Origin of the sequence: Streptomyces sp. NPDC018964, from assembly GCF_044390325.1 — a bacterium.
GTDB lineage: Bacteria > Actinomycetota > Actinomycetes > Streptomycetales > Streptomycetaceae > Streptomyces.
In genome coordinates, this window is record NZ_JBIRYZ010000004.1 from 419,432 (window position 1) to 436,071 (window position 16,640).

Below are 16,640 nucleotides of genomic sequence, written 5' to 3' on the forward strand. Positions count from 1 at the left end.
CAGTGCTGACGTAGTCACGCAGTGAAGTCACCGGGGTGCATCGGAGTGACGCCGGTGGGCCGAGGGGCCTGGGGAGAACGGGGAGCCGCGCGTGCCAACTGCCATTGCCGTGACCGGCGCCGACATGGCGCTGCCGGCCCAGGACGAACGCACCCTGCCCGCCGTCGTGCTGCGGGACGTCGACACCCGCCCGCTCGAGCAGGTCCTGTCCGAGCTGCAACTGCTCATCGAGCACCACGGGCACGTCATCGTGGTCTGCTCCCAGGCCACCCCCCTCGCCGTCCGGCGGCGCCTGCACACCCTGCGCTCCCTGCTGGAGAGCGACCGGATAGCCCTCTTCCGCCCCGATCTCCCGCCCCTCGGACTCGCGGTCCTGATCCGCCAGTTGCGCCAGCTCGCCTCCTGCGACCTCAGCCCCGGCGTCCTCGCCTCCGCCGGCCGGCTGCTGATCCACTACATCCACTCCGGGGCCCTGCTCGGCTCCGTCGCCCGCCTCGACCGCGTCCCCGTCGACCTGAAGCAGCACGCGAAGTCCTGGATGCCCGGCAGCCAGTTTGCCGTACTCGCCCACCCGCGCCCGCACCTCGCCCGCCTCGGCCCCGAAACCCGCCTGGAGGGACCGGAGTTCGGCACCTGGATGCTCGTCGCCAAGGGCCAGCTCCAGTCCGACTGGGTCACCACCGCCCTGGCCCCCTCCTGGAAGGTCCAGGGCCTGCGCGAGACACCGCTGCCCGCCGAGTCCCCCGGCTGGTGGGGGACCGGCCGGATCGTCGAGTTCTGCGCCTACCTGCCCGACCTGTCCGTCCTGTACCAGCTGGTCACCTCCGTACGGCGCGGCAGCTGCCACTGGTGCGGCATCGACGTCATCGGCGACCGGTGCGTGTTCTGTTCCGCCGTACCCCCCGCCCCCGAGGGCACCCCGGCCCTCACCCGGGGCACCTGACCCCGTCCACCGCACGGTCCCGATTCCGCTCGACCGATATCCCCGATGAGGTTGCACGGTTCATGAACTCCCGTCAGCGCCGCGGCGTGATACTCCTCCTTCTGTCGGTCCTGTGCGCCCTCGGCGCGTTCGCCGGCGTGCTCTCCGTCATCAGCGACGTGGAGTCCAAGGTCGGCCCCGAGGTCACCGCGTACCGGCTGAGGACGGAGGTGGCGCCCTACACCCCCCTCGCCACGGACCAGTTCGAGAAGTTCTCCATGCCCGAACGGTGGCTGTCGAAGAACGCCGTCACCGACCTGGACGAGATCCGGGGCAAGATCGCCGTGACCACGCTGCGGGAGGGCTCCCTGCTGCAGAGCGACATGATCGTGGACCAGCCCGCCCTGCGGCCCGGGCAGCAGGAGGTCGCCATCATGATCGACGCGGCGACCGGCGTCGCCGGCAAGATCACACCGGGCGCCTCGGTCAACGTCTACGCCACCTTCGAGGGCGAGCGCGAGGGCGACCCCGACCAGTCCCGGGTCATCGTGACCAACGCCAAGGTCCTCGACGTCGGCAGGCTCACCGCCCTCCGGCCCGACGAGAACGACCGCGGCCGGGAACCCACCGACGCCGTCCCGATCACCTTCGCGCTGTCCGCCGTCGACGCCCAGCGCATCACCTACGCCGAGTCGTTCGCCCAGCGGGTACGCCTCGCGCTGGTCGCACCCGGAACCGACACCACCGTCCCGGAGCAGGACCGGACGTACGAACTCGCGAAGGACAAGTGAGAGGCCCGCATGCCCACGAGGATCCTCCCGGCAGTCGGCGACGCGGACGCGGTCCGGTCCCTCACCACACTGCTCAGCCAGCTCCCGGACGCCGAGCCGGTGGCCCCGGTGGCCGACTCCACCCAGCTCGTCGACACCCTCGCCCGGCTGGCCGCCGAGTCCGTCGACGAACTGCCCGAGGTCGTGGTCGTGCACGAGCGGATCGGCCCCGTCCCCGCCCTGGAGCTGATCCGCGAAGTCGCCCTGCGCTTCCCCGCCGTCGGCGTCATCCTCGTCACCTCCGACGCGAGCCCCGGCCTCTTCCAGGCCGCCATGGACTACGGCGCCCGCGGCCTGGTCGCCCTCCCGCTCAGCTACGAGGAACTCGCCAGCCGCGTCCAGGCCGTCGCCCAGTGGTCCGTCGGCGTACGGCGCCACCTCGGCTCCGGCGGCGACGTGTTCACCGGCTCCGGCGGCACCGTCGTCACCGTCAGCGGGGCGAAGGGCGGTGTCGGCACGACCCTGACCGCCGTCCAGCTCGCCCTCGCCGCCCAGGCCTCCGGCCGCACCACCGCCCTCGTCGACATGGACCTCCAGACCGGTGACGTCGCCGCCTACCTGGACGTCCAGTTCCGCCGCTCCGTCGTCGACCTCGCCGCCATCAACGACATCTCCCCGCGCGTCCTCGCCGACGCCGTCTTCCGCCACGACACCGGTCTCGCCCTGCTGCTCGCCCCCGGCGAGGGTGAACGCGGCGAGGACGTCACCGACCGCGCCGCCCGCCAGATCGTCGGCGCCCTGCGCTCCCGCTACGAGGTCGTCGTCATCGACTGCGGCGCCCAGCTCGGCGGCGCCGGCGCGGCGGCCGTGGAGATGGCCGACACCGCCCTGCTGGTCACCACCCCCGACGTGATCGCCGTACGGGGCGCCAAGCGGGCGGTGCGGATGTGGGACCGGCTGCAGATCCGCAAGGCCGAGGAGACCACCGTGGTCGTCAACCGGCACACCCGGTCCACGGAGATCCAGCCCCCGCTCATCCGGAAGATCACCGGCACCGCGGTCGCGGCCACCGCGATCCCCGCCCACTTCAAGGAACTGCAGGCCGTCGTGGACGCCGGCCGCGTCCACGAACTGGAGAACAAGAGCGCGGTGAAGCAGGCCCTGTGGAGCCTGGCCGGTGAACTCGGCCTGGTCAAGGCCGCGGTGGGCGACCGGCGCGCGGGCCGGCTGCGCGGCGACCGCGGATCGGTGAGCTTCCGGCGGCGCAGGGACGGAGGGGGATGACCGGGGAGGCGGCGGCACCCGTGCGGGACGGCGACCGGGGCCGGGGCCGTGACCGGGGCCAGGTGACCATCGAGTTCCTCGGCATGACCCCCACGATCCTGGTGACGCTGGTGGTGCTGTGGCAGCTCGTCCTGGTGGGGTACGCGTTCACGCTCGCGGGGAATGCTGCGGACGAGGCCGTACGGGCGGGCACGGCGGCGGCACCGGGCGCACGCCAGGGCGCCTGCCAGGCGGCCGGACGGGACAAGCTGTCGGGGGCGTGGGCGGAGGGAGCGACCGTGAACTGCACGACCGGGGGCGGTCTCGTCACCGCCGACGTGAAGCTGAGCGTCCCCCTCCTCTTCCCCGGAGTCATCTCCCTCCCGCTCGACGTGGAGGGACACGCGGGCGCGGTCGAGGAGGAGACGGACTGACATGCCGTACACGCCGCACACACCCCGGCCCCGGTCCCACTCCCGACCCCGGACCTGGACCCGGCTCCGGTCCCACTCCCGGACCTGGACCCGGGCCCGGTTCCGGTCTCACTCCCGACCCCGGACCTGGACCTGGACTCGGCTTCGGCCTCACTCCCGGACCTGGACCCACTCTCGACCCCGAACCCACCCCCGAACCCACCCCCGGCCCCGGTCCCGCGACCGCGGCCAGGTCGCCATCGAGTACCTCGGCTTCCTCCCGGTCCTGCTCGTCGTCGCCATGGCCGCCGTCCAGCTCGGTCTGATCGCCTACACCGCCCAGCAGGCCGGCACGGCGGCCCGCGCGGCGGCGCGCAGCGCGTCGCTGGACCAGGCGTACGGCTACGCCTGCACCGCCGCCGTCAGCGACTGGCTCGCCGACGGCACCTCCTGCGAGGGCTATCCCGGTGGCGACGAGATCACCGTCACCGCCACGGTCGACATCCCCTCGATCGTGCCGGGCTGGGACTTCGGCCCCGCCCGCAAGTCCGCCACGATGCCGCGAGACCACTGAGGACCGAGGAGCGAGCGACCCATGAGCCTGCGGGCACGCATCAACTCCCCCGAGGAGACGACCGGCCGGGGCGAGGACGGCCACCTGGTCGCCTCCTACCGAGCCAAGCTCCTGGAGGAGATCGACCTCGCGGAGATGAGTTCGCTGGCGGCGGCCGAGCGCCGGGCCCGGCTGGAACGCGTCCTCGGCCACATCATCAGCCGCGAGGGCCCGGTCCTGTCGACCGTCGAGCGCTCCCAGCTGATCCGCCGGGTCGTCGACGAGGCCCTGGGCCTCGGCATCCTGGAACCCCTGCTGGAGGACGCGTCCATCACCGAGATCATGGTGAACGGCCCCGACGCGATCTTCGTCGAGCGCGGCGGCCGCGTCGAACAGCTCCCGCTCCGCTTCGCCTCCAACGACCAGCTCATGCAGACGATCGAACGCATCGTCTCCACCGTCAACCGCCGCGTCGACGAGTCGAACCCCATGGTCGACGCCCGCCTCCCCTCCGGCGAGCGCGTCAACGTCATCATCCCGCCGCTCTCCCTGACCGGCGCCACCCTCACCATCCGCCGCTTCCCCCGCTCCTTCACCCTCCAGGAACTCATCGGCCTCGGCTCCCTCGACGAGCACATGCTGTACCTGCTCGCCGGCCTGGTGCAGGCCCGCTTCAACGTCATCGTGTCCGGCGCGACGGGCACCGGGAAGACGACCCTCCTCAACGCCCTCTCCGGCCTGATCCCCGAGCGCGAACGCATCATCACCATCGAGGACTCCGCCGAACTCCAGCTCCAGCAACCGCACGTCATCCGCCTGGAGTCCCGCCCGCCGAACGTCGAGGGCAAGGGCCAGGTCACCATCCGCGACCTGGTCCGCAACTCCCTGCGCATGCGCCCCGACCGCATCGTCGTCGGCGAGGTCCGCGGCGGCGAGTCCCTCGACATGCTCCAGGCCATGTCGACGGGCCACGACGGCTCCCTCGCCACCGTCCACGCCAACAGCGCCGAGGACGCCCTGATGCGGCTGCAGACCCTCGCCTCCATGTCGGACGTGGAGATCCCCTTCGTGGCGCTCCACGACCAGATCAACAGCGCCGTCGACGTCATCGTCCAGCTCACCCGTTTCGCCGACGGCGCCCGCCGCATCACCGAGGTCGCCCTGCTGGAGAGCCACGCCTCGGAGCCGTACCGGCTGACCACGGTCGCCCGCTTCCACGCACAGCCCATGACCGCCGACGGCCGCGTCCACGGCGTCTACGAGCACCACCCCCTCCCGCGCCGCACCGCCGACCGCCTCTACATGGCGAGCCAGCCCATCCCCCAGGCGTTCGGCATCGCCCAGTCCTACGACCAGCTCGCCACCCGAGAAGCCAGGTAGGAACCGCCCCCATGGAGCTGCAGAACCTGATCACGCTGACCACCGGCATCACGCTGCTGACCTGCGTCCTCGCGGTCGCCGGCGTGCACGCGTACGCCACCGGCAGGGCACAGCGGCAGGCGCTGGTGGACCGGCTGTCGGCCACCGGCCGGATCCCCCGCACCGGCCGCCGGCGCCACTTCCCCACCCTGGACCGCCGCCTGCGCCGCACCGGGCTCGGCAAGAAGCTCGAACTGCGCCTGGCGGCCACCGGCCTGGACGTCACCCCCGGCGAGTTCTTCGTCTACATGCTCGCCACGGTCGCCGGCCTGTGGCTCGTCGGCCAGGCGACCCTCGCCCCCTTCTTCGGCCCGATCGCCGGCCTGCTCGGCATCGGGGTGGCGCTGCAATTCCTCAACTGGCAGCGGCAGAAACGCATCGAGAAGTTCATCAACCAGCTCCCGGAACTGGCCCGCATCCTCGCCAACGCCACCCAGGCCGGCCTCGCCCTCCGTACGGCCGTCGGCATGGCCGCGGAGGAACTGGAGGCCCCGGCGGGCGAGGAACTGTCCAAGGTCGCCAACCAGTTGGCGGTCGGCGCCTCCATGGACGACGCCCTCGGCGAACTCGCCGACCGCCTCCCCTCCCGCGAGCTCGTCGTCCTGGTCACCACCCTCGTACTGTCCAACCGGGCGGGCGGCCAGGTGGTGAGCGCCCTGCGGAACCTGACGGAGACGCTGGAGGAGAGGAAGGAGACCCGGCGGGAGGTCCGCACCCAGCTCTCCCAGGTCAGCATGACGTCGTACGCCGTCCCGGTGCTCGGCGTCGGCTCCCTCTTCCTGATGAACGGGGTGAAGGACGGCGCCCTGGAGCGCATGACCGGCTCCCCGGCGGGCCAGGCCGCGGTGATCATCGCGTTCGGCCTGTACGCCACCGGCTTCGTCCTCATCCGCCGCCTGTCCCGCATCGACGTCTGAACGGCGAGGAGGACCGACCGACATGGCACTTCTCCTGGCCCTCCTGATGGGCCTCGCCGTCTACGGCGTCTTCGCCGGCATCCGCATGTACCGGGCGGAGGCGAAACTCCCCGACGACCTCGCCCTGGCCCTGGAGGTCGGCGCCACCCGCACGGGCGCGGTCGACTCCCTCGTCGACCGCATGGGCATGCGCTACGCCCCCGCCGTGCTGCGCGCCATGGGCCCCAAGCAGGTCGCCAGGTACCGCCGCAAGATCGACCTGGCGGGCAACCCCGGCGGCCTCACCATCGACCGCTACGCCGCCCGCCGCGCGGTCTACGGCTTCCTGGGCGTCGTCGGCTTCCTGGTGTTCCTGATGCGCGGCCAACTCCTCATGGCCCTACTGCTCCTGGCCTTCGGCGCGTTCTGGACGGAGGTCGGCATCTGGTCGGCGATCCGCGTCCGCAGGGACGTCATCGAACGGACGCTGCCGGACTTCCTGGACGTACTGGCGGTGGTGGTGAGCGCGGGCCTGGGCTTCCGGCAGGCCCTGGACCGGGTGTCGTCGAAGTACGAGGGCCCGTGGGCGGACGAACTGCGCATCACCCTGCGCCAGATGGACCTGGGTATGAGCCGCCGCCAGGCCTTCGCGGAACTGCGCCGCCGCAACGACTCCGAACAGGTCGCGATGTTCGTCACGGCGTTGCAGCAGGGCGAGGAACTGGGCGCGCCGATCGTCGACACGCTGGTGTCCCTGGCCAAGGACATGCGCCGCACGGACGCGCAGAACGCCCGCCGCAAGGCGGCCCGCGCGGTCCCGAAGGCCACCATGATGATCACCACGTTCATGGTCCCGGCCACGATGATCCTCCTCGGCGCCGGCCTGATCCTCGGCTCCGGCATCGACTTCGGCGCGGTCACGGGCGAGTAGGGCAGGGGGCGATGACGACGACAAGGGAACGCACGAGGCGGTTCCGCCGTCCCGCGAAACCGCCGGCGGCCACGACCCCGCCGGCGGCCACGGCCCTCCCGCCCCCCACCGGAACAGGCACCCCGGACAGCCCGCCGCACGACGGCAACACCACCGACGGGGCGGAGCCCTCACCGGCTCACGAAGCGGCGGTCGCCGATGGGACCGAGCTCTCACCGGTCCAAGAAACGGCGGCCACCGACGGGGCGGAGCTCTCACCGGTCCATGAAGCGGCGGCCACCGACGGCGGTCAGCCCCCGCAGGGGCCACCCGCACCCGACGACGGGACCCGCACGGACGGTACGGGCGGAAACCCTCGCCCGGCCGAAGACCGGACGTACCCCGCACACCCCTCGCACCCCGCACCGGACGTACAGATCCAGGTCAACGCCCTCCAGGCCCTCTGCCGGCAGGCATTCGGCTTCCGCCTCGCGATGATCGCCCTGGCCACCCCCTCCGCCCTCCTCAACGCCGCCCCCGGCTGGAGCACCCGCCTGGTCGGCATGGCGGTGGTGGTCACCTTCATGGCCTCCTACGTCCTCTTCCGCGACTGGGAACGCTTCGGCCCCCTCCTCCTCCGCCACCCCACCCTCCTCGCGGCGGACACCCTCTTCGGAGCCCTGCTCCTCATCTCCGCGGGCCCCGACACCACCCTCGCCTACGTCAGCGTCTGCACCCCCCTCCTCGCGGGCCTGATCTACGGCTGGCGCGGCGCGGCGGTCTTCGCCTCCCTCCAGGGCCTGATCCTCCTCCTGGTCCACGCGGCCCTGGACAACCCACGGACGGAACCGGCGGAAGCCCTCCTCCTCCCCGGCCTCTGCGTGATCGCGGGCGCGGTCGGCTCCAGCCTCCGCAACCTCGTGCTCCGCCTGGGCACGGCGACCCAGGCCCTGACGACCGTCCGAGCCCGCCTGGCCGTCACGGAGGCGGTCAGCGCCGAACGCGCCCGCCTCGCCCGCGAGATGCACGATTCGGTGGCCAAGACCCTCCACGGAGTCGCCCTGGCGGCGGACGGCCTGGCCGGCACGGCGGGCGCCCCGCACCCGGACCCGGCCCTGGTGAGACGACAGGCGGAACTCGTGGCCCGCTCGGCCCGCAGGGCAGCCGCCGAATCCCGCGAACTCCTGGCCGACCTGCGCAGGGAGTCGGACCCGGACGAGGGCACGGACGTCCTGGCGGAACTGGCCGCCCGCACCCGCGACTTCTCCGCCCGCACCGGCGTCCCCGCGACCTACCACCCCACCGGCGAGCACACGGCCCCGCCCGTCCCGCCCGCCGTGGCCCGCCACCTCCTCACCATCGCCTCGGAGGCCATGGAGAACGCCCACCGCCACGCCGAGCCGACCAGGGTCGACGTCCACGCCGGCGTCCACGGCGACCTGCTCCGCATCAGCGTGTACGACGACGGCACCGGTCTCCCGCCCGGCACCGACCTCGAACAGCTCCGCCGCGCCGGTCACTTCGGCCTCGTCGGCATGGTCGAGCGGGCGGCCTCGGTCGGCGCCCGCATCAGCATGGGCCGGGGCGAACACGCCCGAGGCACCGAAGTCCGCCTGGAACTCCCGCTGGCGGCCGTGACGACTCCCACGGAGGCCACCCCGTGACGACACCCCCGAACCCCTTCGCGGACGTCCCGCCCCCGGCTTCCCTCCGGGTGCTGGTGGCCGACGACAACCCGGTGGTCCGCGCCGGCCTGACCGCCCTCCTCACCGGCCGCGAGGACATCACGGTGGTGGCGGAGGCGGCCGACGGCCGGGAGGCCTGCGAGGCGGCCCGCACCCACCGCCCCGACGTGGTCCTCCTGGACGTCCGCATGCCCGGCGTGGACGGCATCTCGGCCCTCCCGTACCTGGTACGGATCGCCCCCGTGGTGATGCTGACGTACAGCGGGGAGTCGGAGATCGTCCAGGAGGCCCTGCGCAGGGGAGCGGGCGGCTACCTGGTCCACGGTGAGTTCACGGCGGACCAGTTGGCTGCGGCGATCCGCGACATCAGGGAAGGCAGGCCCCACTTCACCCCGACGGCGGCGGGAGCGTTGCTCTCGCAACTACGCCAAGACCCGCGCCCGCCCGGGACCCTCCCGGAGGGACTGGGTGCCGCACGCACAACTAACCCCGCCACAAACGGATTCGACCTCCCCCACATCCCACCCTCGCCTACTTCTGCGGAAAACCTTTCGCGACTGCAACCGAATGTGGCACGATCGTCGTCTGGTCGGACAGGCGGCCGCCCGGCCGCTCCCGACAGGTCGGGGTACCGACTCAGTACGAGGGAGGCGGAGATCATGGACCTCATCGCATCCGGCATGACCAACCAGCAGATCGCCGCCACGTGCTTCATCAGCGAGAAGACGGTCAAGAACCACATCAACCGCATCTTCGCGAAGCTCCACAGCACGAGCCGTTCCGAGGCCGCGGCGAAGTGGCTCGGCACGGCACCGGGCTCGGGCCGAGGGGTGGGGTGACCTCCGGTGACGAGGGGGACGAGGAGCTGGGCCCGCGCCTGGGCCCGGGATTGGGCCCAGGGGCCCTCCGGCGGACGGGGTTCCCGCCCGTACGTTGCAGACGCCGAAAACGGCCCTGCGAAGCAGGCCGCCACCGCGTCAGCCGGAGGGGAACACCATGAGCGACCTGATGATCAAGACCGCCGTCGCGACCAAGGTCCGCGTCAACGGCTGGAAGAACACGACGGCCGAGGCCCTGCGGCGCCGCAACGCCGACAAGGGGCAGACGGCGGTCGAGTACCTGGGCATCATCGCGGTGGTGGTGCTGATCGTGTTGGCGATCACCGGCACCAGCATCGGTCAGTCGATCTACGACGCGATCACGACGCAGATTGCCCGGGTTACCGGCGGCTGATGCGCCCACGTAGGTACGGCGATGCAGGGCAGGCTTTCCCCATCTACATCACGGTGGTGGGGGGCCTGCTCTTTCTCGCGTTCGCCTACTTTGCGGTTGGCCAGGCTGCGGTGAACCGGAACGGCGCACAAACCGCCGCTGATGCGGCCGCGCTTGCGGCAGCTCAGGACCAGCGAGATCAACTCGCAGGCGCGTGGGTGCAGAACCTCCTTGATCCGGCCAAGTGGCAGGACATTTTCAACGGCACTGCAGAAGGTATCGCCCCGTCGTGCTGGAGAGCAGACCAGCTCGCGGCGCAGAACGATGCCGTTGTGCTGAGCTGCCTTCCGGACGGATTGCTGGGTTACACGGTGGTGGTCGAAACGAATGACACCGTGGGAGAGTCCATCGTCCCCGGCACGGAGGGCAAGAAGTCCCAGGAGAAAGCCACTGCCGTAATCAAGCCTCGCTGCGAGTTCGAGCTTCCGACGGAAGAAGTAGGAGAGGGCACGCTGCCGTTGCTGACCTGTAAGGGCACAGAGTGGGAGCTGGACCCGGAGGACTCTGAGGATCCGCTCCCGAAACCTGAAGACCTCTTCGACGTCAACCTGGCCGACTGATAAGCGAATGACGAGTGACTAAGGAAGCAGAGGCATGAGCGTTTGGTTCACAACGAAGGCCCGTAGGGGGGTGGTCGCGATGGCTGTCGTGGCCGGATTGGCCCTCGGAGTGGCCGCCTGCGGTGGTGAGGGAGAGGAAGACAAGAAACCGGAGGCCTCATCGTCGGCCTCCAAGGGCAACAGTTCTGCTCCAAGTGCACAGGACGGCCAGGCGGATGAGCCTCTGGCGGAACTGAGGGGATCGAATGGGTTGCTTCTCCAGATCTCCTCTGCGCAGCGTGACGCCGGTGGGTTCGTCACCGTTAACGGCACACTGAAGAATGACGGAGCCGACAGTGTTGTAATCCCTGCGGCTTTGAGTGGAAATGAGACTGAGATCGTGCGAAATGGTCGATCGCTTGGCGGCGCCACGCTGGTCGACTCAAAGAGCAAGAAGCGGTACTACGTACTGCGCGACACGGACGGCCGACCATTGACCACGGCCGGCTTCTCGACCGTCAAGGCGGGAGAAAGCCTTTCTGTCTTCCTGCAATTCCCCGCGCCGCCAGCGGACACAACTGAAGTCACCTTCCAGTTGCCGACGTTCGCCAGCGGCACCATCCAGATCTCTGGGTGAGGTCGGCCATGACACATACGTATATGCGCCCGGTGCCGCCTCGATTCACCTGGGCACTCACCGCCGTCACTTTTCTGGTCGCCACCAACCTCTGCTGCGCCACAACTGCCGTAGCCGACGACGGACCCAGCGTCCCCCCAGGCACCGAAGCCACTGCTTCAGCCCCCGTGGAACTTGACCGCAATGACCCCGACCTCAAGCTCCCGGAGGGCGCGACCCTCGCCGAACCGAAGGTCCTGGATATCAAGACGGTCGTAGAAGACCAAAGCGGCGACGAGCGCCGCGAGGACACCAACTCCGATGTGACGTTCGCGCTCCAGGCCGAGGTGTTGTTCGGCAAGGACAGCGCGAAGCTCGGTGCGGAGGCGAAGGCCCGTATCGTCACGATCGCGGGTGAGATCAAGACGCAGAACGCGACGAAGGTCCGCGTCTTCGGTTTCACCGACAACCTGGGCTCGTCCGCCCACGGCGACGTCCTGTCCCGCCGGCGCGCCAACGCCGTACAGGCGATCCTGGGACAGGAGCTGAGCGACGCGAACATCACCTACGAGGTGCGCGGTTACGGCGAGCAGTACCCGATCGCCGACAACTCCACGGAAGCCGGCCGCAAGAAGAACCGCAGGGTCGAGATCACGTTCCCGCGCACGGCGAGCTGAGCCGGAACCGCAGGCACACCAGCGGCGTGTCCTCGTCCACCGGCGTTCCGATGCCTTCCCAGAAGCTCCTGTGCCCGGTCCGCCACTCGTCCAGCGACCGATCGCCCTCTCCTTCGGCGGCGGCGTGTTCCCACGTGACACCGCCGAAGGAAGTCAGCTCGACGCCGGTGATCTCGATCGTGGCGACACGGTCTCCGTCGTTCCCGAGGAGCGCCAGGCGCTCACCCTCGAACTCCAGGCCCTCCGTCTCCTCGACGTACTCGGCCAGCAGGCCGGTGGTGGCGGTCTTCCTCCCGGCCAGGACGAGAGCGTTGAGCCGCTCCCGCATCTCACCGACGGTACCGAGCTCCAGCGCCCGCATGCCGTTCACCCGTGGCCACACGGTTCACTTCCCTTCCGGCGCCTGTCTCCGCACCGATCGTTCCGAGGCTCCTGGAGCAGGTGGTCGGCCTTGTCCGCCTTGATCTCCAGGATGAGGGCACGCGGACGTACGCGGAGGCGGCGGCGCCCTAAAGGTTCACTTCCACCTGGGCCCCGACCCGAAGCCCCCACCCCTCCATCGCCCCGGCCTCGGCTTCCAGCACGTGCCGTGCCCGTGGGCGGAGCAGGCCGAGCCGCCCCGGCGGCATGGTGCGGACGGCGATGACCCGGAGCCGCCGGTCGAGGTAGGCGACGTCGATGGGCATGCGCATACGGAAGGTGTGCACGCTGTTGGCGGGGGAGAGCAGCAGCGCCCCGTCCAGGGAGTCCCGCCCCAGCAACCCCCTGGTACGGGCCCGGTAGGAGGCGGCCACCTCCAGCGGAACACGTACCGGTGCCTCCTCGCCGTTCCCCCGTACGGTCAACTCCCCACGCCCGTCCTGCCAGCGCGCCATCCCCGACCGCCCCCTCCACCGCCGACCGATCACCACGTCCACACCGAACGTATCCCCGGGGCGCCCCGAGGACGCGCTGTCCCTCACTCTGCGAAAAAACGTGAGCATCCGACGGCTGAATGCCCCTTCCGTGCTCAGATGAGCGGAATGTGAACACTGGGGACCGAGATGCTCTGCTCCTACTGCGCCAGGTGCCCGACGACCTCGACCGGGCCCGGGCGGCGAGCAGCGGTGAACCACGTCGCACGGGACGGAGCCGGAGCGGGACACCCGGAGGTGACCGAGTACGGACGCCCTCGTGCGTACCCGCGGAACCGACTCGCGCGCGGCGCCCCCGGCCGGCCGCACCGCACCGCACCGCACCGGGCGTGTCTTCGCGGGCCGCCCGGGATCAGTGCGTGCGGAGTCGCGCCGCCAGCGCGGCCAGCGTTTGGGCGGTCTCGGAGAGGCTCGCGACGGCGGTCTGGAGCTCCGAGGCGATGAGGGGAGCCGTGGGGAGGGCGGAGGGCGCGGCGGCGACCGGTGTGCCGCGGTAGCCGATGGGGCCCTCGTTGTAGCGCTGGTAGTAGCCCGTGAACGCCCGCCCGGCGGGCGCTTCGGCGAACCGGACCTGAGCGAGCTGGACCTCGGACCCGCCGGCGTTGCGGGTGATGTCGAGACGGTAGTGGCGGTGGGGCCGGGCGGCGGAGCGGAGGTGGAACTCCCTCGTCTGGAAGCGCTCGGTGAACTTCTCGCCGCTGCGCGTGTCCAGTGGCGTCCACGTGTGGCCGTCGTGGGAGCCGAGGAGGGTCCAGTCGCGGGGGTCGCGCTCGGCGAAGTCGTTCGCCGACGTCAGGGAGTACGAGGCGACGGAGGCGGGACGGGCGAGGGTGAAGTCGAGGTGGGCGGTCTCCTCGAACGTCAGCCACTTGCTGTGCCGGTCCTCGAGGAGGTTGTCGGCCCCCTCGCCCCCTTCGTCGAACTCGTCGCTCGCCTCGACACCGGTCACCTCGACCTCGGAGGCGGCGGCGTGCAGCACGGCCACCCCGGAGTTGCCCCGCTGGTCGCGCCAGGTCACCCGCTCGACGGGCGCCCCGCCGTCGTCGACCAACAGCCGCAGATCATGGGAGGCGTGCCAGCGACCGCCCCACCCCTCCTCCGTGTGGAAGCGGTGCAAGGGGGACGCCGAGAGGTTCGTGGTGTCCTCCGAGAACGGTCGGCGGTCGGTGAGCCGCCCCCGGTACTCGTACGCCGTACCGTCCGCGGCGCGGTACACGCCGTGGAAGTCGGACATGTTGGACTGGAAGCTGATGGCGGACTCGGTTCCGTCCTCGCCGCGCCAGCCGAGCTGGGCGGGCAGGGAGTGCTCGTCCCGGTCGATGTGGAAGAGCAGCCGGGGGGCCGCCTGCCAGGAGGCGGAGGAGGAGTGCGCGGGGCGGAGCTCCGTACGGTAGGAGAAGACCGAGTCCCGGGCGGCCTCGGCGACCCGTGCGCGCTCGGAGCGGCCGCGCTCCCAGACGGGGTCCAGGGTGATCCGGTAGAGCCAGAGCATGCTGCCGGCCTTGGCCGAGGAGCGTATCTCCAGGGTGTTGGTGCCGGGCTTCAGCAGGCGTCCGGGCACGGCGAAGACGTTGTCCTGGGGCAGGTCCCCACCGCCGGGCACCGTCAGGTCCTCGGCCAGCGTCTCGCCCTGGAACAGCACGGTCATGGGGGCGTACCCGAGGTCGGAGCCGAGCTTGGAGACGAGGGCCGTGACGGTGAGCGTCACCTGGGGGACGTCCTCCGGGTCCTCCACCTCGAAGTCCAGCGTCACGCTCCCGCCCGCGCTCAACGCCACGTGCGATCCGGCGAACCGGGCCCCGTGGAACCTGACATCGGAGTTCGCCAGCCGAGTCGGATCGACGGAGAAGTCGGCGTAGGTGGCCTCAAAGCCCATGAGCACTCCAGGTCATGACGGGTCGTCAGCAGAGGTCACCGTGCGGCGGTGACCGTGATCCAGGACCCTAGTGGGCCGGACTGACATCTCCGTTCAGGCGAGGGGAACGGCGTCCGCCGGGGAGGTGTGCCAGTTGGTGACGATCGGGTCCTCGACGGTGATGGTGCCGACCGGCAGGGAGACCGGGTTGGGGTCGGCGTCACCGACACCGACGATGATGCTGTCCAGTTCCTTGCCACCGTCTCCGTTGGTGGTCTTCGGGTTCACCCCGGCGTAGGCGGCGGTGTTCCCGCTCAGCTTGACCTGCTCACCGACCGCCTGTTCCGCGGGACCGGCCTGGGTGCCGTCGGACCCGAACGCCACGGTCGGCAGCGCGGCGGGCAGGTAGCAGGTGATGCCCGGCTTCGCCTTCGCCGTGATCAGGATGTATCCGCCGCCCTGCGTCTCGGACCTGGTGCTCCAGGAGATGTCGTTGGCGCCGCAGGTCTGCTCGACCGCCGCCCGCTTCCCGCCACCGGTGTCGACGCCGGAGCCGGCCCCGTCCCCGGTCCCCCCGCTCGTCGTGTCGGTGCCCTCGTCGGTGCCCTGACCGCTGCCCTTGGCCGACGAGCCGGCCGACGAGCCGGCCGACGAGCCGGACGACGAGGCGGACTTGCCGCCGGTCGAGGCGGCGGACGAAGAACTGCCCGCGGCACCGGTGTCCGCGTCCGAGTCCTGGCAGGCGGTCATCAGCATGGCGCCGCCCACGAGGGCCGCGGAGACGAGGAAGGCCTTGCGACGGTTGCCGAACATCGAGATCCCCTTGGTGGTCGGTGGGTGAGGCCGGAGCGGTTCCGGCTTCCCGGTGCTTCCTTGACCACGATGAGGGGCCCGGGAGCCGAAGGGATCCCGCTGCCGTCGTTCCACGACACCGCTGTCGCAGAAGGGTGACATCATTACGGATTCGTCCGCCGCGCGGCCGAGGCCGAGCGGCCGGGCGGAGCACGTTTCCCCGACCGCCCCCCGGTGGGTAGGAAGACCCCCATGACCACACTCGGCGCAGTCTTCCGCCCTCAGCTCGCCCCCGAACGGCTCCGTGCCGTCGCCGAACTCGCCGACGACGTCGGGCTCGAGGAACTCTGGTTGTGGGAGGACTGTTTCCGGGAGGGCGGGATCTCGACCGCCGCTGCCGCGCTGGCGTGGACCGAACGGGTGCGGATCGGGGTCGGTCTGCTGCCCGTGCCGCTGCGGAACGTCGCCATGACGGCCATGGAGGCGGCCGGCCTGCACCGGATGTTCCCGGGACGCGCGATCCTCGGCGTCGGGCACGGGGTGCAGGACTGGATGGGGCAGGTCGGGGCGAGGGCCGAGTCGCCGCTCACCCTGCTGCGGGAGTACCTCGTCGCGCTGCGGGCCCTGCTGGGAGGGGAGAGGGTCACCACCGCGGGGCGGTACGTCAGGCTCGACGACGTCGCCCTGGACTGGCCGCCGCTGGGGCCGGTGGAGGTGCTCGCCGGTGCCACCGGGCCCCGCACCGTACGGCTCACCGGTGAGGCCGCCGACGGGACCATCCTCACCGCAGACACCCCGCCCGAGGGGGTGCGGCAGGCGCGCCGGCTCATCGACGAGGGGCGGGCCGCGGCGGGGCGCACCGACGGACCCCACAAGGTCGTCGTGTATCTGCTCGCCGCCACGGGAGCCGGTGCCGGTGAGCGGGTGCGGGCCGACCTGGTCGCCGAGGGGGCCGACGGGAAGGCGGACGTCGGGGTCGCCGGGGACGCGGGGACCGTCGCCGAGGCCGTACGGCGGCTCGCCGAGGCCGGGGCCGACTCGGTGATCCTCCAGCCGACCAGTGACGAACCGGACCCGGAGGGGTTCGTGCGGTTCGTGGCGGAGGAGGTACGGCCACTGGTGCCGTAAAGCCGGAGGACGGTCG

Annotated in this window: 19 protein-coding genes; 15 read left to right on the forward strand and 4 right to left on the reverse strand. The window is 71.1% G+C overall.

The features are described 5' to 3' along the window. Positions 1 to 109 precede the first annotated feature (109 nt). From ACH5AO_RS09680 to ACH5AO_RS09745, 14 genes are all read left to right on the forward strand, one after another. A complete protein-coding gene (locus tag ACH5AO_RS09680; RefSeq protein WP_398923653.1) occupies positions 110 to 943 on the forward strand; it encodes a hypothetical protein in 834 nt (277 codons plus the stop codon). 62 nt (positions 944 to 1,005) lie between these two features. Continuing rightward, on the forward strand, positions 1,006 to 1,713 hold the full coding sequence (cpaB, locus tag ACH5AO_RS09685; protein WP_398923541.1) for a Flp pilus assembly protein CpaB: 708 nt from the start codon (positions 1,006 to 1,008) through the stop codon (positions 1,711 to 1,713). Between the two features lie 9 nt (positions 1,714 to 1,722). Continuing rightward, positions 1,723 to 2,976 carry a CpaE family protein gene (locus ACH5AO_RS09690; protein ID WP_398923543.1) on the forward strand — a complete coding sequence of 418 codons (1,254 nt, stop codon included), beginning with the start codon at positions 1,723 to 1,725 and terminating at the stop codon, positions 2,974 to 2,976. Then, positions 2,973 to 3,389, forward strand: coding sequence for a pilus assembly protein (locus ACH5AO_RS09695; protein WP_398923545.1), 417 nt, complete (start codon positions 2,973 to 2,975; stop codon positions 3,387 to 3,389). The genes ACH5AO_RS09690 and ACH5AO_RS09695 overlap by 4 nt, the downstream gene beginning before the upstream one ends. A 238-nt stretch (positions 3,390 to 3,627) precedes the next feature. Further along, positions 3,628 to 3,942 carry a TadE/TadG family type IV pilus assembly protein gene (locus ACH5AO_RS09700; protein ID WP_398923655.1) on the forward strand — a complete coding sequence of 105 codons (315 nt, stop codon included), beginning with the start codon at positions 3,628 to 3,630 and terminating at the stop codon, positions 3,940 to 3,942. Positions 3,943 to 3,963: 21 nt separating this feature from the next. Further along, a complete protein-coding gene (locus tag ACH5AO_RS09705; RefSeq protein WP_398923547.1) occupies positions 3,964 to 5,301 on the forward strand; it encodes a CpaF family protein in 1,338 nt (445 codons plus the stop codon). An 11-nt stretch (positions 5,302 to 5,312) separates the two neighbouring features. Further along, positions 5,313 to 6,257 carry a type II secretion system F family protein gene (locus ACH5AO_RS09710; RefSeq protein WP_398923548.1) on the forward strand — a complete coding sequence of 315 codons (945 nt, stop codon included), beginning with the start codon at positions 5,313 to 5,315 and terminating at the stop codon, positions 6,255 to 6,257. Positions 6,258 to 6,279: 22 nt separating this feature from the next. Continuing rightward, on the forward strand, positions 6,280 to 7,167 hold the full coding sequence (locus tag ACH5AO_RS09715; RefSeq protein WP_398923549.1) for a DUF5936 domain-containing protein: 888 nt from the start codon (positions 6,280 to 6,282) through the stop codon (positions 7,165 to 7,167). A gap of 11 nt (positions 7,168 to 7,178) precedes the next feature. Continuing rightward, on the forward strand, positions 7,179 to 8,810 hold the full coding sequence (locus ACH5AO_RS09720; protein WP_398923551.1) for a sensor histidine kinase: 1,632 nt from the start codon (positions 7,179 to 7,181) through the stop codon (positions 8,808 to 8,810). Beyond that, on the forward strand, positions 8,807 to 9,670 hold the full coding sequence (locus ACH5AO_RS09725; RefSeq protein WP_398923553.1) for a response regulator: 864 nt from the start codon (positions 8,807 to 8,809) through the stop codon (positions 9,668 to 9,670). The genes ACH5AO_RS09720 and ACH5AO_RS09725 overlap by 4 nt, the downstream gene beginning before the upstream one ends. A 157-nt stretch (positions 9,671 to 9,827) precedes the next feature. Beyond that, the gene (locus tag ACH5AO_RS09730) at positions 9,828 to 10,064 is read left to right on the forward strand and encodes a hypothetical protein (RefSeq protein ID WP_398923555.1); all 237 of its coding nucleotides are present in this window, start codon (positions 9,828 to 9,830) and stop codon (positions 10,062 to 10,064) included. Continuing rightward, complete coding sequence (locus ACH5AO_RS09735; protein WP_398923556.1) at positions 10,064 to 10,663, forward strand: pilus assembly protein TadG-related protein; 600 nt, start codon at positions 10,064 to 10,066, stop codon at positions 10,661 to 10,663. Before ACH5AO_RS09730 ends, ACH5AO_RS09735 begins: the two co-directional genes overlap by 1 nt. Positions 10,664 to 10,697: 34 nt before the next feature. Beyond that, positions 10,698 to 11,279, forward strand: a complete 582-nt coding sequence (locus tag ACH5AO_RS09740) for a hypothetical protein (RefSeq protein ID WP_398923558.1) — start codon at positions 10,698 to 10,700, stop codon at positions 11,277 to 11,279. Positions 11,280 to 11,287: 8 nt separating this feature from the next. Next, a complete protein-coding gene (locus tag ACH5AO_RS09745; protein ID WP_398923560.1) occupies positions 11,288 to 11,935 on the forward strand; it encodes an OmpA family protein in 648 nt (215 codons plus the stop codon). Here ACH5AO_RS09745 and ACH5AO_RS09750 read toward each other — a convergent pair. The 4 genes from ACH5AO_RS09750 to ACH5AO_RS09765 all read right to left on the reverse strand — a co-directional run bounded on the left by ACH5AO_RS09750 (position 11,910) and on the right by ACH5AO_RS09765 (position 15,517). After that, a complete protein-coding gene (locus tag ACH5AO_RS09750; RefSeq protein WP_398923562.1) occupies positions 11,910 to 12,317 on the reverse strand; it encodes an ASCH domain-containing protein in 408 nt (135 codons plus the stop codon). The two genes, ACH5AO_RS09745 and ACH5AO_RS09750, sit on opposite strands and share 26 nt — an antisense overlap. 127 nt (positions 12,318 to 12,444) lie before the next feature. Continuing rightward, a complete protein-coding gene (locus tag ACH5AO_RS09755) occupies positions 12,445 to 12,810 on the reverse strand; it encodes a DUF192 domain-containing protein (RefSeq protein WP_398923564.1) in 366 nt (121 codons plus the stop codon). Between the two features lie 391 nt (positions 12,811 to 13,201). Continuing rightward, the gene (locus ACH5AO_RS09760) at positions 13,202 to 14,725 is read right to left on the reverse strand and encodes an alpha-1,2-mannosidase (RefSeq protein WP_398923565.1); all 1,524 of its coding nucleotides are present in this window, start codon (positions 14,723 to 14,725) and stop codon (positions 13,202 to 13,204) included. Between the two features lie 93 nt (positions 14,726 to 14,818). Beyond that, positions 14,819 to 15,517 (reverse strand): DUF4232 domain-containing protein, encoded by a 699-nt coding sequence (locus ACH5AO_RS09765; protein WP_398923567.1) that lies wholly within the window; start codon positions 15,515 to 15,517, stop codon positions 14,819 to 14,821. Positions 15,518 to 15,748: 231 nt separating this feature from the next. Here ACH5AO_RS09765 and ACH5AO_RS09770 point away from each other — a divergent pair, with 231 nt between their 5' ends. Then, positions 15,749 to 16,624 carry an LLM class flavin-dependent oxidoreductase gene (locus ACH5AO_RS09770; RefSeq protein ID WP_398923569.1) on the forward strand — a complete coding sequence of 292 codons (876 nt, stop codon included), beginning with the start codon at positions 15,749 to 15,751 and terminating at the stop codon, positions 16,622 to 16,624. The last annotated feature ends 16 nt before the right edge of the window (positions 16,625 to 16,640 follow it).